At 36.9% G+C, this 16,571-nt stretch carries 16 protein-coding genes and 1 pseudogene; 14 read left to right on the top strand and 3 right to left on the bottom strand.

Annotation, left to right across the window (positions count from 1 at the left end; all coding sequences use genetic code 11):
- The first annotated feature begins 42 nt into the window (after positions 1–42).
- Positions 43–639 carry a sugar O-acetyltransferase gene (locus F3H20_RS09090; RefSeq protein ID WP_149734617.1) on the top strand — a complete coding sequence of 199 codons (597 nt, stop codon included), beginning with the start codon at positions 43–45 and terminating at the stop codon, positions 637–639.
- A gap of 1 nt (position 640) precedes the next feature.
- Positions 641–1,273 (top strand): HAD family hydrolase, encoded by a 633-nt coding sequence (locus tag F3H20_RS09085; RefSeq protein ID WP_149734616.1) that lies wholly within the window; start codon positions 641–643, stop codon positions 1,271–1,273.
- A gap of 4 nt (positions 1,274–1,277) precedes the next feature.
- Here F3H20_RS09085 and F3H20_RS09080 read toward each other — a convergent pair whose 3' ends face one another.
- Entirely contained in the window at positions 1,278–1,469 is a 192-nt protein-coding gene (locus tag F3H20_RS09080; protein ID WP_149734615.1) for a hypothetical protein, read from the bottom strand.
- 566 nt (positions 1,470–2,035) lie between these two features.
- Here F3H20_RS09080 and F3H20_RS09075 point away from each other — a divergent pair.
- Both F3H20_RS09075 and F3H20_RS09070 read left to right on the top strand, forming a co-directional pair.
- Positions 2,036–3,244 carry an esterase/lipase family protein gene (locus F3H20_RS09075; protein ID WP_149734614.1) on the top strand — a complete coding sequence of 403 codons (1,209 nt, stop codon included), beginning with the start codon at positions 2,036–2,038 and terminating at the stop codon, positions 3,242–3,244.
- A 317-nt stretch (positions 3,245–3,561) separates the two neighbouring features.
- Positions 3,562–4,773 (top strand): MFS transporter, encoded by a 1,212-nt coding sequence (locus tag F3H20_RS09070; RefSeq protein WP_149734613.1) that lies wholly within the window; start codon positions 3,562–3,564, stop codon positions 4,771–4,773.
- Between the two features lie 244 nt (positions 4,774–5,017).
- On the opposite strand, the gene F3H20_RS09065 is transcribed toward F3H20_RS09070, so the two are convergent.
- Positions 5,018–5,851, bottom strand: a complete 834-nt coding sequence (locus F3H20_RS09065; protein WP_149734612.1) for a helix-turn-helix transcriptional regulator — start codon at positions 5,849–5,851, stop codon at positions 5,018–5,020.
- 240 nt (positions 5,852–6,091) lie between these two features.
- Here F3H20_RS09065 and F3H20_RS09060 point away from each other — a divergent pair, with 240 nt between their 5' ends.
- The 10 genes and pseudogenes from F3H20_RS09060 (at position 6,092) to F3H20_RS09010 (ending at position 15,616) form a co-directional block, all read left to right on the top strand.
- Entirely contained in the window at positions 6,092–6,640 is a 549-nt protein-coding gene (locus tag F3H20_RS09060; RefSeq protein WP_149734611.1) for a flavodoxin family protein, read from the top strand.
- Between the two features lie 1,188 nt (positions 6,641–7,828).
- Positions 7,829–8,089, top strand: coding sequence for a hypothetical protein (locus tag F3H20_RS09055; RefSeq protein WP_149734610.1), 261 nt, complete (start codon positions 7,829–7,831; stop codon positions 8,087–8,089).
- 107 nt (positions 8,090–8,196) lie between these two features.
- Positions 8,197–9,066: a CHC2 zinc finger domain-containing protein gene (locus tag F3H20_RS09050; protein WP_149734609.1), complete on the top strand. Its 870-nt coding sequence runs from the start codon at positions 8,197–8,199 to the stop codon at positions 9,064–9,066.
- A 248-nt stretch (positions 9,067–9,314) separates the two neighbouring features.
- Positions 9,315–10,289 (top strand): hypothetical protein, encoded by a 975-nt coding sequence (locus tag F3H20_RS09045; RefSeq protein ID WP_149734608.1) that lies wholly within the window; start codon positions 9,315–9,317, stop codon positions 10,287–10,289.
- Between the two features lie 164 nt (positions 10,290–10,453).
- Positions 10,454–11,061 (top strand): annotated as a pseudogene (locus F3H20_RS09040) (DUF6765 family protein).
- The gene (locus tag F3H20_RS09035) at positions 11,049–11,834 is read left to right on the top strand and encodes a YecA family protein (protein WP_149734606.1); all 786 of its coding nucleotides are present in this window, start codon (positions 11,049–11,051) and stop codon (positions 11,832–11,834) included. The pseudogene F3H20_RS09040 and the gene F3H20_RS09035 overlap by 13 nt, the downstream one beginning before the upstream one ends.
- A gap of 234 nt (positions 11,835–12,068) precedes the next feature.
- Complete coding sequence (locus tag F3H20_RS09030) at positions 12,069–12,464, top strand: barstar family protein (protein WP_149734605.1); 396 nt, start codon at positions 12,069–12,071, stop codon at positions 12,462–12,464.
- Positions 12,465–12,544: 80 nt separating this feature from the next.
- A complete protein-coding gene (locus F3H20_RS09025) occupies positions 12,545–13,507 on the top strand; it encodes a hypothetical protein (protein ID WP_149734604.1) in 963 nt (320 codons plus the stop codon).
- Between the two features lie 659 nt (positions 13,508–14,166).
- Positions 14,167–14,955, top strand: coding sequence for a hypothetical protein (locus tag F3H20_RS09015; protein WP_149734603.1), 789 nt, complete (start codon positions 14,167–14,169; stop codon positions 14,953–14,955).
- Between the two features lie 85 nt (positions 14,956–15,040).
- Entirely contained in the window at positions 15,041–15,616 is a 576-nt protein-coding gene (locus F3H20_RS09010; RefSeq protein WP_149734602.1) for a hypothetical protein, read from the top strand.
- Positions 15,617–16,316: 700 nt separating this feature from the next.
- Here F3H20_RS09010 and F3H20_RS09005 read toward each other — a convergent pair.
- A partial coding sequence (locus F3H20_RS09005) for an IS3 family transposase (protein ID WP_149734601.1) occupies positions 16,317–16,571 on the bottom strand: 255 nt, incomplete at its 5' end.

The raw sequence follows: 16,571 nt of genomic DNA, 5'->3' as shown, positions 1-16,571 counted from the left end.
GCTGTTTTTTTATACTTTAACTAAAACTGAAGGGGGATTTATATGACAGAGCAGGAAAAATGCATGGCCGGTGAGTATTACAACTGCCACGATAAAATTTTTTTAGGATATAAAGCTAATGCCCGCAAATTACTGTCAGCTTATAATAGTCTGCATTATGACCTTAAAACAGAAAAAAGAGAGATTTTAGAAAAACTGTTCGGAAGCGTCGGGGACAATGTATCCGTGGGGGCACCTTTTATCTGCGACTACGGCTGCAATATATATGTTGGAAATAAGGTATCCATAAACATGAATTGCACTTTCGTAGATTGCAATAAAATAATAATTGGTAATAATGTTCTTGTCGCTTCTAATGTTCAGATATATACGGCAACACATCCAGTTGAACTAAACGAACGCCTGACACCGAATTGGTCGGAGGAAAGTGGAGAATACTTTTGCCGCACCTACGCCTTACCCGTTCATATTGGGGATGGATGTTGGATAGGAGGCGGTGCCATTATACTGCCAGGTGTCCAAATCGGAAACGGTTGTGTAATAGGTGCCGGCAGTGTAGTAATCCAAGATGTGCCAGCTAATTCTGTTGCTGTGGGCAACCCTTGCCGAGTAATTAAAACAATCAATGGAGAAGTCTAATATGGTTAAAATGGTCGCCTTCGATTTAGACGGTACTCTTTGTGATTCTATTCCAATGTGTATCGAAGCAATTTGTCAAGCTGTATCACCGTATGCAGATCATGAAATCACAGAAAAAGATGTTTTAGAAACTTTTGGACTCAATGAAATAGGAATGATAAAAGCGGTTGTAAATCAGAATTGGGAACAGGCATTACAGGATTTTTATCAATATTATGACAAACTTCATCATATGTGCCCTGAACCTTTTCCGGGTATCTGTGAATTAATCGACTTTTTAAAGGAAAAACATATTATTGTTGCTTTAATCACCGGAAAAGGAGAAAAAAGCTGCGACATCACTTTAAAGAAGTTAGGTTTAAATTATACTTTCGTTGAAATAGTGACAGGGTCTGAAAAAAGTCCTAATAAAGCAGAAGCGATTCTATATCTTATGCAAAAGTATGCAGTGAAAGCCGATGAATTCTATTATGTCGGTGATGCAGTATCCGACGCTGTTGCCTGTAATAAAGCCGGTGTCACCTGTTTATCCATAGCATGGGCAAAGTTATCTAATAGCAGCAAATTAAGAGAAATAAATCCCTCATATGTATTTGAAACCATTACAGAGCTAAAAACTTTTTTTATAAGGTGATTGATTAATAAGCTTTATAACGATTTCTGGTGGCAACTGCCTGCTCTTTCAGCATGCGAGGACGGTTGCTGATGTGTCCATTTTCCTTTTCCAGTGTGCTATATGAGGATAGAATTGCTGTAAACACATTTTTCAATAGAAGATCTTTGATGCTTTTTGGTCGCAGTATCTTCCTTTTGATAACACGAAAAATCATGTCCGTCTGCTCCCTGGCCTGTTGAGGAAATAAGTAGTAAAGCTCAAATCACTGTAAAGATTGCAGTGGTTTGAGCTTTATTTTTTCTGATATAAATTCTTTATTTTCCTTCAGATTATTACTTAACCCAACTCATAATATCTGGCTCATGCAGCAGCACATCAGAAGACGGTAAAGCGTCATAACATCCCTTCACAACATGACCGGTGACAGTTAACGATAACAGATCGCACCACCATGTTGGGGATGACCGAAAAACATCCGATTTTGGTGGCCGAAACTTCGCCAAAACACTTGAATGTGTACAAAGGTAAACAACAGATTGAGTTTAAAAAACAAGCTGAAAGAGACTATATTTTTTTATTATGAGCATTATTTCCCCCAATTTGCATTACTTATTAGTTAAAGGAACGTAACTAACCAACACAAATAGGAAGCCCAGGGATAGATTAGCTGTTTTTTTGCCTGCTTTTTATGAATAACGTACCCGTTAGCACATCGCAATGGTTGAAATCTGATCTGCGCTGGAATGTGAGGAGGTATAAAAGTTAAAGGAGGAGTCTAAAATGGCTTCAGTAAGGAAAACGAGTGAAAAGGTAATACGGGTAAAGGCCAACTCTTATCCGTTAGTGCTTGTTCACGGATTTATGGGTTGGGGAAGAAATGAGGTGCTGGGACTAAAATATTGGGGCGGCCTGACTGATTATGAGCAGAAACTTACCTCAAGCGGTTACACAACTTATACTGCGACGGTAGGGCCTGTATCCAGTAATTGGGACAGAGCCTGTGAGTTGTATGCCTATATCAAAGGCGGTACGGTAGACTATGGCCAAGCGCATTCTCAGCGGGAAGGACATAGCAGGTATGGAAGAACATATCCTGGTCTTTATCCCGAATGGGGCAATCTTACGACGAAAGGTAAAGTAAATAAGATTCATCTTGTGGCTCACAGCATGGGCGGTCAGACCGTACGCGCCCTGGTTCAATTGCTCAAGGAAGGCAGCAAGGAGGAACAAAATGCAACGCCATCTCAACTAAGTCCGCTCTTTGCAGGTGGCAAATCGTGGGTTCACAGTATTACGACGATTGCTTCTACTCATGATGGTACTACCCTTGCAGACGAAAGCAATACGTTTGGAGATTTTGCTAAGAATTTTATAGCCTCTGTGGCAGCCTTTACCGGTGCGGGAGAAACACTTATCTATGATTTTAAACTGGATCAGTGGGGTTTGAACAGAATGCCAGGAGAAAGCCTTACAGCTTACACAAACAGGGTTTTGGAGAGTGAAATCTGGAATGAGACTAACGACCTTGCAAATTGGGATTTAAGTACCGATGGTGCTCGTGTGCTCAACTCGTGGGTTAAGGCACAACCTGATGTATACTATTTTTCTTATTCTGCCTGTGCAACTGTTCCCAGTATTTTGACGAGTAACGAGCTTCCCCATGTAATTTATATGACTCCGTTGTTATATCCATTTGGCACATTCATCGGAAGTTATACGCGTAATGAACAAGGGCGGGTTATTATTGATGATAGTTGGAAACCCAATGACGGCGTGGTCAACACCATCTCTCAGAGTGGTCCGAAAATATGGTCTTCCGATAAAATTGTTAATTATAATGGGATACCCAAAATAGGCAAGTGGAATTCCATGCCCTTGCTAGATTCGATTGATCATATGGATGCCTGCGGTATTGGTGCAAATGCATTAACTTTGTCCTGGTATAAGGAACTTGCTGAAAAACTGGCTGAGCTACCAATAAATAATTAATGAAAACGTAACCACAGGGACAGATACGCTTTCTGAGACAGCGAGCTGTCCCTTGCGTCCCTGTGTGAATCTTGATAGCAAAGTAAACCGGCCAATCATCATTTCATGACAAGGCCGGTTTTTTTATACCCGGGTTAATAGGAAGCACCGTTTAAATGAAAGCTGAGCTAAAAGAGTAAAAGAAAGACTAATTCAATTGAATAAGCGTTGTTCCTATAAAACGAGGTATTATAAAGTGAGTATCTTTGTGAAATTCATTACAAAAATTAGCAGGAGTTTCCTTGTCTGGAATCTAAGATAGTTTAAGGAGGCTGGTTATGAATTGGAAAACTTACAAATTTAATCTATTAATATGGATTATTATTATAGGAGTACTTTTTTTAAGAATTGGAACATCAATGACGGTACCCTTTCTTGCGATATTTCTACATTATAAAGTAGGAATATCGCTTTCTATTACCGGTATGATCGTAGGAACTTCTTATTTATCATATACATTGGGTGGATTTTTAGGCGGTTACTTATCTGATAAATATGGAAGGAAAAAAACACTTGGAATTTCACTGCTATGTTATGGTTTAATTTTTGGTGGATTTGGAATAGCAGCTTCTGTTGATACTTCGAAAGCGGTAGTGGCAGGGATGTTTTGTACTTTGAATTTATTTGCCGGATTGTTTCGTATATGGTCTGATACTCTAACTCAAGCCATGTTAGCAGATGTTGTAACCTATGAGCAAAAAGTTATCGCATTTAATTTGCGATATACCGTAGCTAATATAGGGAGTGCATTAGGACCGATTTTAGGTGCATGGATAGGCTTTTCTGGAACTGTAGATAGTTTTTATTTTACAGGGGTTATGTGTTGGGCTTATCTAGCTTTATTGCTGCTAATAGCTTCAAAGTCAAAGAATCACTGGGACAAGCAAGCAACAAAGGCTGATAGGATATCAATAAGTATGGCTGCAAAAACGTTATTTTATGATAAATCATTAAGACTTTACATAGTAGGTGGAATTATTTCTTATTTAGCGTATGTTCAGCAAGAATCAACATTGGGGCAGATACTTATGCAGCGTTTTGGAGGAACAGGGGTTTTTACAATGATCTTAGCTACCAATGCAATTACAGTAGTATCATTGCAGATACCAATTACAAGTTATTGCTTAAAAAGAAAAAATCCGTTATGGCTAATGAAGATAGGTAGTTTTTTCATTGCGGGCGGGCTTATAGGAATGGGCTTTTCCGGATTGAGCTATATTTCATATATAATAAGTCAGATTATTTTTACTTTAGGGGAAATTTTTGTTTTTTCAATAGGTGGAATTTTTATTGATGATATAGCACCGGAGAATCTGCGAGGCGCATATTTTGGCTCTTTAGGATTCCAATCCTTGGGAAAGGCTATTGGGCCGGTCCTTGGAGGAGCTTTGCTACAAGTACTCAGCGGACAAATTGTGTTATTAATTTTTGCTGTTATCGCACTAGGGAGCATCCCGTTATACGACAGTAGTATGAAGTCTAATCAATAAAGATAATAGTATTCATCGATAAGCTTACAAAGGCGGAATTGGCCTGGATTACATTCGGGGATGTGGAACTTGAAGCGATAAATACAGCCTCAAATACAGAAAGACGGTATAGGCGTTTTCCTCGATAACTTATGAGTTTGAAAAAGTTAGACTAACTTGGGCCAAGGTTACCGATCCTCATCTTTCCTATAGTTCCTATTTGTTGGTGATGTTTTGGCCTTCCTGCGGATGCAGGGAAATGGGCTTAACGCGATAGAAATCGTTTTATCTTTTCCTCGGTAGCTGACCCCGGAATAGCGGTGAGTACAGACAGTTTTAAATTAGCATCTGATAAAACCGCATAACTGGTAAACTCAAATTTCAACTGTCCTAAAACCGGATGGTTAATAATTTTTAATACTCCCTCCTCTTTTTGGATGTCGTGCATGGACCACCAGGAATCGAATTCTTTGCTTTCGCTCCTGAGTTCATTGATAAAATCCTCAATCCATGGGTTTCCGACGAAGTTTGCATAAGCTGTACGAAAGCAAGCAAGCATCGCTTGCGCTGCGGACTCCCAATCAGCCATTGTCTTTTTATATTCTTCATTTGTAAACATGATTCGCAGCAGATTACGTTTACAAGCATTAATTTTACCGTAATCGAACAAAAGTTTTGCAGTGGCTCGGTTCCACGAAATAATATTAAAGCGGACATCAAGAATGGTTGCCGGAGAAAATGCTAAGTTGTCCAGCACGTGCTGCAACATGGGATTAACAGGAGCATTGCAAATAGGGAAACCAACCGGTGGTGTGTGCTGAGCCAGAGTGTAAAGATGTTTGGTTTCATGCCTGTCAAGCATCAAGGTTCGGGCTAAGCTTTCAAGTATTTGTGAGGATATTTGGATAGGACGGCCCTGTTCCATCCATGTATACCAGGTTAAACCGATTCCGGAAAGTAAAGCCACTTCCTCTCTTCTAAGACCGGGAGTTCGGCGACGTATTCCTTCAGGCAGACCAACCTGGGAAGGCAAAATTTTTGCCCGACGAGACTTTAAAAAATCACCTAATTCTCTATATCGCTGCTTTTCATTATCCATAAGCTCTTACCCGCCTTTATCATAGCATTAATAGTACTAGTATAAATGTATATCTATTACCATGATAAACTGGATGATACTATAAATACAATACTAATTAAGATTGGAGATATGGAATTTATGAAAAAATCGTCGTTGTAAATGGAAGGTCACATAAGACAGGAAATACGTTGGCACTGACAAAGGAAGTGTCAAAAGCAATGCAGGACAAAAAAATATTTCAATGGAGGAAATTACAGCATGAAAAAAGTAGTCGCTTTTATGGGGAGTCCAAGAAAAAACGGTAACACGGCCACTCTTATTAAAGAGGTTATTCGGGGAGCACAAGATGCCGGGGCCGAAACAGCGGTTTTTGATCTTTATGATATGAACATCAAACCCTGTCAAGGCTGTTTTGTCTGTCGCAAGACTGGACAATGTTTCATGCAAGACGATTTTCAGAACATGTTTAAACATATTATCGATGCCGATGTTGTGGTTTTCGGCTCGCCCGTATACCTTTGGCAGGCTACAGCTCAAATGAAGCTGTTATGGGACAGACTATGCGGCTTGTTTGATGAAAACTATAAACCTCGGTATGCGACTAAAAGCCTGGTCATGGTATATTCTCAGGGAAATCCAGACGCACAGGCTTTTCAATCATCCTTTCAAATCAATGAAGACTTGTTTAAGATGTTTGGCTTACACGTAGTTGATACCATTTTACTAATGGGCGGCGGAGACCCCAACACCGCGGCTGGTAATAAAGAGCTTTTATCAAAAGCTTATGAAGCGGGAAAAGCAATGTAGCCGATCTGCAATAGTATGTTTTGCGAAGTGATCAGAGAGCATTTTCACCAGGGCGTTGCCTTTGGGAAAATGCTCTTTGTGTTGAAGTATGTGAACAAACAGGGGCTCGATTTCCCTCGCCTCTATCATAGATTTGACTAAGAAGAACAGGCATAAGTTTTGTATACAGAGCAGGTATAAATGGCCCCAATTCCCCCTCCTTTGAGGCATGAAAAAACCGTCCTATTAAGGACGGTTTTTCCAATCTTTATCCTATAATGTGTAAGGGACGAGTTATGAGCTCGTCCCAAACTGAATAAGGAGGTGATGCTATGCACTTGAAAACGAAGTGGTTCACGCTAACCGTTTCAAGTGGTGCTTTATGGTTGATCTATCAAATCATCCACGAAGCCACCAAGTAGCCTCCATATTCCTAAGGCAAAGCGCTCTGTTGACGGCAGGGCGCTTTGCTGTTTTAATCTATGTTCATTATAACCGATTTATACGGGTTTTAGAATATAAGTATATTTTTATAATGAATTATATTGTAACTTTACTGTACCATTTGTGAAAACCAACTGCCAACAGAGGATTTCCTAGCCACACTATTGGCTAAAAGAAAAATAAATAAGCGTTTTGCGACACTCCACGTTATCTGCGAACGGGAAGTTATAAGAAATGGAATCGAGTATGGAAATGCTTAACTGTTTTATATAGATTGTCAGACTGACGAAACAAGATCGGAATGTTGGCAATAACCCTATGAAGACTTGTTGCCATAAAACATTCAACTTTGTCAAATTAATACAAAATTTAGCAGGAGTTTCCTTATTTAGAATCTAAGATAGTACTTAATGAATTTCAAAGAATGAAATATTGCTCGAATGACGGGTTGCTATTGTGGGTTTTCGGGGGTAACTCCCCCGCTGGCTGCCAACCAGAATGTGTGTAGTCTCCTCATAGTCACGCTTGTAGTGATTAGCCTTAGTTTTTTGCGGTTTATTGGGTTTTGGGCGTTGGGAAAAGAGGGGATGTCTATGAAAAATCTAGGAACGAAGACTGAGAGTTTCGTTGCATCTTTTTTAGAGACTATTTGGGCTATGCTGACAAACTACACCATTGGGACATGGCTGTCCCCGAAAGCTCATAAGAAACTTAGGGTAGGCTTAAGTTTTCAACAATGACATGTGGAAGAAAGGAAGATTTTATATGCCGGAAATATCGTCAGCTGAAATTGCAGAGCGGGCAATTAGTATTATGAACAAAAGAATTACCAATGAAATATTCCTTATTGTTCAAAATGATCGTACTCTGATGAAGGAGTACTTAAGAGCTGTAGAACGAGAAGGGTTAGACACAGTAAATCAAACGATCGGTAAGAAAGTAAGACAGAAATACCAACTTACCAATTCGGATAGAGAAAATAATCCTACTTGTACACTAATTCAAAGCCACCAAAAGTTCGAATAACCAATATTCTGCGCGGCAAAGACTAGCAATTTGTTAAAAAATAAAGCGAGACAGTACCACCCTCCCCATGTCTGTCTTTAGAGAATTTTCTCGAGGTGCGCTATATTATGAAATTTACTAAAGAAGAATTGGTTATTATAAACAATAATGTAAAAATTGAAGATGAGATAGCAAAGCACGTGTCTTTGAGGAAGAAAGGCTCTGAATATGTTGGCCGTTGCCCATTTCATAATGATAATAAAGAAAATTTAAAAATAAACCCTGAAAAACGGATATTTAAATGTTTTGTTTGCGGATATTCTGGCGGTATGTTTAAATTTATTCAAACCTTGTTGCGTTTGAAATTTGAATTTGCAATAACCTATTTGATATTGAATAATGAAACTTTGCATCAAAAATATGGTTTTTCTGGGGAAGGAAATGTTTATGTCCTTCGGCTGGTGGGTGACAAATTTTACGTGGGTTACACTGAACATTACTGTAATAGAATGAAGAGTCATTTTGCTGGTGAGGGAGCAGAATGGACTAAAGAAAATGCTCCTATTGCTGTTCATCAAGTCTATAACAATGTTAATAAGGAGTTTGAACATGAACTGACCAAGATTTATATAGAAAGATACGGTTATCAAAATGTACGTGGTGGGAATTATGCTTTTCGGAAAATAAAATATGAAGAAATAAAAAAAGAAGTGAATAATAGAACCTATGAAGGTGTTTTTGTTCTATTGCTTCAAGAAAGCAAATATTTTATTGACTTTGCAGTAAATCTTCATGGGGAGATACAGAGACATTTTAATGGTAATGGCTGCGAATGGACTAAGAAATATAAACCAGTAAAGATTCTTAAAATCATAAGAACAAGAAATCGAGAAGAAACAAAGAAAGTAACAATTGATTATATTGAAAAGTGTGGATGGAACAATGTTAGGGGGTACCGGTGGAAAAAGATAGATTTAAAGATGCCAAGATTAAAGTAATTTGAATAGTTGGTTCTGGAAATGTGTGAGTTATTGACGCTACTTTGCTAGAGAACGGCGTGATGTGGAACTTTCATGTGGCTATTTTCGCACTGCTTGGTCCCCTTTGAAGTTATCCTTTATTCAGATGAGAAATTCTTGATGAATCTATTGACCTCTACGACTAAATTCATAGCATTCCGCACAACAAAATGATAAAGAATTAGAGGGAATATATAATCTGTTAAAACATTAATGAGAGGTAATGCATGCTATATTTTCAATTGACTCATACGAGCGATATTTTAACAATAATCTTTGGCCTTACGTCAGGAATACTAACACTAATTGGCCTTGTTGCAATCTTTATTGGAATGAATAACCAACAAAAATTACAAAAGTGCAGAGATTTATTATGGGGTCTTATGGCTTTACCTTTTACAAAAGATTTAGATTGCGAAGAGTTAGCCAGGCAAGTACAAAGTCATTTTAACATGTATTGTGACATTGTTGATGAAAAGACTAGCTTTACAAAATATGTTACCTTATTAAGTAGATTTGGGTTACTATATGTAGGTATAATTTGGTTAATAGGTATTATTTTTCTTATTAATACTTGGACTTTTCATGAAATCATCTTAATTTTGCTGTCAATCGTACCAGCATGTTTTATTTTATGTAGTTTTTTCTACTTTTTCGGTAGAATTAACAATTTAGTGGAAATTGGAGACATTCCTCAACCAGCACAAATTCTTGATACAAAATTTCATAAAACAGGAGTAAATATACTATATCTTACTGGTGCTACACTAAATCTTACTCTCGAAGAAGGGTTTCATGATAATAAAATTCATATGTATGCAAGTATGCCGCTATCTTTTCATAATTTTACAGTAAGTCCATTTCTAATTGCTCTTAATCCAAAAACATTCGAACAGGAAAGATTAATTTGCGAGGAAATAGTCAGCTATGATGAAGAAAATTTGAAATTAATCACTAAAGATAAATTATTCCATAGAAATATGTTTTTGTATTGCTTTGAAGTTGTACAGTTTGAAATTTCAGAAATAGTTAGAAATAATCCGGGCTTAACTGCTGTCGACATTCAATTAGATTTAAATAATTATTTTACCAACATAAAGGTTAATTATCGAGCATCTCTTAATGAAATTTTAAATATAAGTGTCTATAATCCCTTATTTCTTACGCCACTTCATTATTCTGCTTTAAGGGCTAACATGTAATAATTTATAAATTCGATTGTCAAAACTAAGATAGTCCACCAATCCCATTCATGCGTTAGCAAAACATACTTACTGTTAAAATTTGTATTAATTTGGAAGGAGCTTTGTAGTCAGCCGGAAAATAAAAAATAGCGAAATAGTGCCAATATTGCCATCTGCGAGACATGAGGGAATCAAAATGTGTAATTGCCGGATATAATAGGGACAGGGATAGTATTTTCGGTAAGAGTTTAAAAAGGCTTGAAACATACTCCCTGTCCTCGTGTTTCCTCCAAAAAGATTTTCACTATGCGGGAACGTATGTGTTAGCTAGGTTAGCCGGTTTTACACAAGAACAAGCCGGCAAAATTGCAACATGTGCGCTATATGTGGACGATGCAACTTTTGATGGTGTAATCATTAATCCAGAATCAAAAGAAGAATATTATTGCATACGATCCGCCCATTGTAATGAAAATCTTGCTATGGATGTAGAAACATTTAAAGATCAGAAATATAATCAGCAAGTGTGGGCCAGTTTTCATTTCTTACCTGGAAATGGGGAACTAACGCTTGAAGAAGGAACGACTTTAAGACTAGCGGACAAATTAGTTTGTAAACCCAATAGTTATATAGCAAGAGATATGGTGAGGCACTCAATCATCGAAATGATGAAAACTCGCTAGAACGATTAGGCGTAACCATGCATGTGTATGCTGATACCTGGGCTCATCAGGAATTTGCAGGTGTTAAAGATAGGTATTTGAATAGGAGAAAACAATGTCGGATGTAATAAAGAAAAATAAACCTTGTCCTTGTGGTAGTGGGAAAAAATACAAAAACTGTTGTGCTAGTAAAAAAACAAGATTAGATGGAATAGTATTCAAGATTGATAAAGTAGTTAAATCAATTAGAATAGGCCCTAATAATGAAATTTTTTTGTTTGACAGGGATAAAAAAGTAATTGAACCTGTTTGGACTAATTTTAGAAGATCATATGAGCGACACAATAAGAGTGAAAAAACACTTACGGAAGTTCCTCTTCGAACTCCTAAGTTTCTATTTAATGAAGTTGATCATCTTTGTCAATATAATATCTTATTTGCATTGGATGCTAATACAAAAATTCATAATGAAAGAAAAATTTCTGCTGCAACATTTATTCAATGTATTTTGGAAAAACAAATTGATTCAGTTTTAGCTAGTTATCAGATAGTTCATCAACATTACTGGCTCGATTTAGAAGAAAATGCAGAAAAAATTGCTCTTTGCGATTTAGTTCATAATATTAATATTAGAGAAGGAAATAAAGTGTTAGTTGGGATCGTGACGGATTGCGATTATGGTAATCTTTCTAAACTTAATGCTGGAGAAATTCCGATTTTGGGAGATATTTATTTACCGGCAAATATAAAACTAATTTACGCGAGTTCTGATACCGGTAAAGAAGCATTATCAAATCAACTAGTTTCTGAATGTGATAAGGAATCAAATATAATCATTGCTGATATTATTAATAACTTCAGCCATTACGAACTATCGCAAACCGTGGATATGTCAGAATAGAAAAGACGATAATCACATGTGGAATGGGAGCGGTACTAATGATTCAAATTTTGTTAGTTTGAATAGTTTCGTAATTTTACATAAAGATCTAAATTTTTTGATTCTCTGGAAACAAGCCAATAGGCTTGAATTTGATGTTACAACAGACCAAAGCTATATATTATCTACACTAAAAGGACTTGAGAAAATTATTGGGAAATGCGGTGATGTGAAGGGGGGTAGGAAGTAGGAATTATGGAGAAGAAAAAAGTTATTATAGATGGAACTCAATTCCATAATATTGAAGGATTCCGCGATGAAATAAATAAGGTGCTTACAAAAAGGCTGACGTGGAGGACTGAATATAATTTAGATGCTTTTAATGACTTTTTGCGCGGAGGTTTTGGCGTACATGAGTATGGAGAACCAATCGTTATAATATGGGAAAACGCAGAAAAAAGTAGAATTGATTTCGGATATAATGCAACTATTAAACATTACGAAAGAATATTGACGGGGTGTCATCCGACAAATGTGAACAAGGTAAGTTTTTTGTTGGAAGATGCAAAACAGAAAAAAGGCGAAACATTATTTGAAATAATCATTAAGATTATTCAAAGCCATGACAATATTGAATTAAAACTAAAATAAATATACAGATGTATGAAAAGGAAACTAATCGAAATGTTGATGAGTATTTTAGTGTGGTTAGTTGGACAGAGGTGATATAGGTGAAAGTGTTTATAAATTGTATTGAATGTCAGAGAGAGGCCGGTTTGCCCAGTTTTAACTTTGCTGAAGTTGACGTAAACAACGACTTCTACTTTAATACAACTTGTGAGAAGGGTCATAAGACAATAACTTTACTGCAAGAAGAACGATTTGAGGTACTCTTCGAATTTGGTTGTGGAGCACTTTTGGATGGGTATTATCGAGAAACAGTTTCAAGTATTGCCGCCGCAATAGAACGATACCACGAGTTTTTCATGCGTGTTGTTGTAATACAGAACGGATTTCCCATGGACAAGTTTGATGAGATATGGAAATGGATGTCCAATCAATCAGAAAGACAACTAGGGGCCTTTTATCTTACTTATCTTTCTGAGTTCAAAAACGTACCCCAAAATTTTGTTGAGAAACACGCACCGTTTAGAAACAAGGTGGTTCATAAGGGATATATTCCCAATAAAGACGAGGCAAACAATTACGCTAAAGAAGCGTACGGATACATTGTGCATAGTTTACAAGTACTAAAAAGCACCTATTCTGAAAGCATTAATAAGTTAATTTTTATGAATCTCCAAAACGCCACTTCTGCGAATAATAAACTTCCAGTTTCTACTATGGGCGTCAATTCAATAATTGGGCTAATTTCGGGAGAGAAGGATTGGGGAAGCAAGAGCTTTGAAAAGGCATTGGATGATTTCAGGATTCGTAGAGAAATGCTTGCACAGCTCCCCAATATTCACCTTTTACTAACGGAAGATGCAAATGATATCGCAAAGGAAGCAACCTATAGAACCCACTTTGACCCAAAGGATGGAAGGATTCTGGGGTTCTATCCGAGCATAATTGAATATGAAACGATTCCAGAGCCGCACATTGATTTGACTTATGAGGAGTGGCAGGGATGCCTAAAAGCGCCTGATAGATGCAGTGTCGATACAGATAGCAAAAAATTAGTATTTGAATAGTAAGATTGGAGGTTGCCGTGAGTACATTCTATACTGTCTCTTTGATACAACTACAAGAAGGAAATACTGAAGTACTATTGTTGGCAAGTAATCGTTAGAGGGTATACCGTTGTGGAGTTTTCCTCCTATCTGGACAGAGGATGATATTCATACTTTAGTCGAAAAACAATACCTCGATGGATTGTCAACGCACGGAATACGCTACTTACTCAACAAGGAGACATTTCCTCAAAACGGTTCACGGTCATACGCAGAACAAGAGTGGGTCATTGAAAGCGTGTTCGAATTGGTTCGATAATTACGTTATCTTCAACTACCATCGCGCTTTACTTCGCTATATGCGTGTGATTCGCTGTCTGCGGCATTAGAGTACCAAAGCGAGTCACTTACTCATAATGAAATTGGTACGCTTCTCAATCGGTTCAAAGATTTTTTTGAAAATGACCCACGTCATGATTTATGGATACATTCGCCCGAAACAAATACAACAATTGTATATGATCGACATAATCGCATCTACTTATATGGCTTTACTGATAAACATATACATATCATTGAAGAAATGGGTTTAAAGAAAGAAGCCATTAATATTCCTTTCCCGCACGTTCATAATTATAATGCTGAGTTTGATATCTTCGAATCTAAGCTAATAAATGAGTTTGAATGGAAAAGAACATCTTTACGAGATGAGGATATGCAATAGTTGCATTCGTTGCATTCGTATACCTAATTTGGGAGTGATAGTCTATGCAATAGAAAATCTACAAGAATTCGAGTGGATAAGAAATAATGTTAGACCAATAGATAATAGAAAGAATGAATTCTGGGGAGGAAATACTGTAGGGAATTTATTACCAAAACAGTTTGATAAATATCTGAAGATTCTCCATCCAATGTATATAGACAAATTTGTTCAAGATAAAAAGCTAAGTTGGGATGAGGTTGGAGATGTAGAAGGCGTTCCTGGTGAACGAATATTGTGGAGACATTTAGCTACTGAGGTGAGTATTGAATTTAAACCTGAAATTAACTTGTGGGCAATTCATAATGCCTTTGCAAGAAGATGGCCGAGATATGTAATAGGAGCCCGGGAGGGATGCTTGGAAGAACAATGCCTCCAAGAAATGGTTAGGATATTGGAACCTTTCTCTAAGGAAACATACTATGTTTATTTTGACATAATGAAAACTTGTGATTTTGAAGAGCAACTGTTTGCTGGACAATTAGATGATTTGCAGCTTGTTATGAATTATGAAACTATTAAAAATTATAGCGATAAAGAAAAATATTCCCCAACTTATATTTGGTCGGATGATAAAGAAATCTGTATAAACACCGATTACGATTTGCAATTTACTATAGTTGGATGTAGTAGTAGGCTTTTTAAGAAATTTATTAATAATGAATACTTAGAATGTCTTAAGGTCGATTACACTACAAGAAATTGATTATAAGGCCATGGGATAAAAAAATTTTAGTCGGTACATAGCTGTATTAGCATCGTATTTGTTTAATAATTTTAGGGGGGATGGGATGCAAATTAGAGTAACTATTAAGCCTGACGGATCTGTTACTATATTAACAGTTTCAATAATTGAGGATTTATGGCAAGATTATTGCTGGTTTAAAGAGCGAGCATATTATGATGAAGAAAAAGATAACGTCACCAAGGAATATTTCATAGCTAAAAGATATCAGAGAGCAGCACCGTTTACTTTATGTCACTATTTTGAGGGTGTGGTTAATAACTGGCTACAGGGTTTATGTGATAACCTTGAATTTCAAAAGATTGAGGAAAAGTCAATTTATTATAAGTATTGCAGAGTCATGAAACTCTGCGATATTAAAGAAAATAAGATTAATATTCAAAATGCAAAAAAATTCCGTAATATGTTTGTACATTATAAACGAAGAACTGATTTGAAATTAATTGAAAATGTGAATTATAAGCTTATAGAAGGTACTGAAAAAGAGATAAATAGATGGTTGGATTATATTGAACAAGAAACTAATTTAAGGCGACATGGAAATGCAGAAGAAGCCAGTAGAAAATTTTCTGAAACAATCGGTGGTACACTACTTGAAGAAACAGGCTCTACAATTAAATAAACGAGCGTTGATGAAAAAAGGTCATGATTCTATTGGCAACGTCATTTAAGTACTTCTAGGAGATTTGGGTGATTCTGATCCATACTTTAAATATGACATTAATCAACTCATTGACTAATGTCTATTTTGGGAGATCGATTATACAGCGTGCTATGTCATGGAAGGAAAGTAAAGAGGTGTAGAGATAGATAACATATGGACTTAGAGCTTATTCCAGTTAAGAACGCTGGTCCTTCAGTGACATGTCATAGAAGAGAATCGGAAGAACCTCAAAGGCAGATGGCTCATGGACTTATCGTTTAAGAGGATCTCGTTTTCTCAATGGCATGTAATGGAATAAGAAATGACATATCATGAAAAGATAATAGACCCTTACAGAGCTTGGTTTTACTGACTTTTCAAAACTTGTAAACAGTATTTTAAGTGACTTTGGTGCCACGTTATAGAAGAATAGTTTAAGGATATAGCAGGAAAACTCAAATCACTTGCAAGATTGCAAGCGATTTGAGCTTTATTCTTAGCCAGTACTTTATTTATCCTTTTCGGATTAACCCGGTTAAATAATCCAGCGATACATTAAAATACTCTGCTAATGCAGTAACAACATCAGAGGGGGAAGCCTATCCCCTAGTTCCCAACGGGTGTATCCCTGATTTTGTGTAAACTCCAAATAGCATAAAAATGGATTGTCAACAGTAAATCAGACAACTTTTTTAAGGGCCTTTTGGCGAAACTGAATAGGCGTTAGATATCCCAAAGTGCCATGAAGCCGATGCTTATTAAACCAATTGACATAATCATATAGCTCCAACTTCAGATGATAAAGGCTGTGGAAGCTCATCTGGTGGATAAACTCGGTTTTCATAATTTTATAGGTGGCTTCAGCCACGGCATTGTCATAGGGACAGCCTTTCATGCTGAGAGAGCGGCCAATTTCAAAAGTTTCCAGCAGCTC

The organism is Propionispora hippei DSM 15287 (genome assembly GCF_900141835.1).
In the GTDB taxonomy this organism is placed as follows: domain Bacteria; phylum Bacillota; class Negativicutes; order Propionisporales; family Propionisporaceae; genus Propionispora; species Propionispora hippei.
The sequence above is the reverse complement of the archived record's forward strand: the minus strand, read 5'-3'. Positions and strand labels throughout refer to the sequence as shown.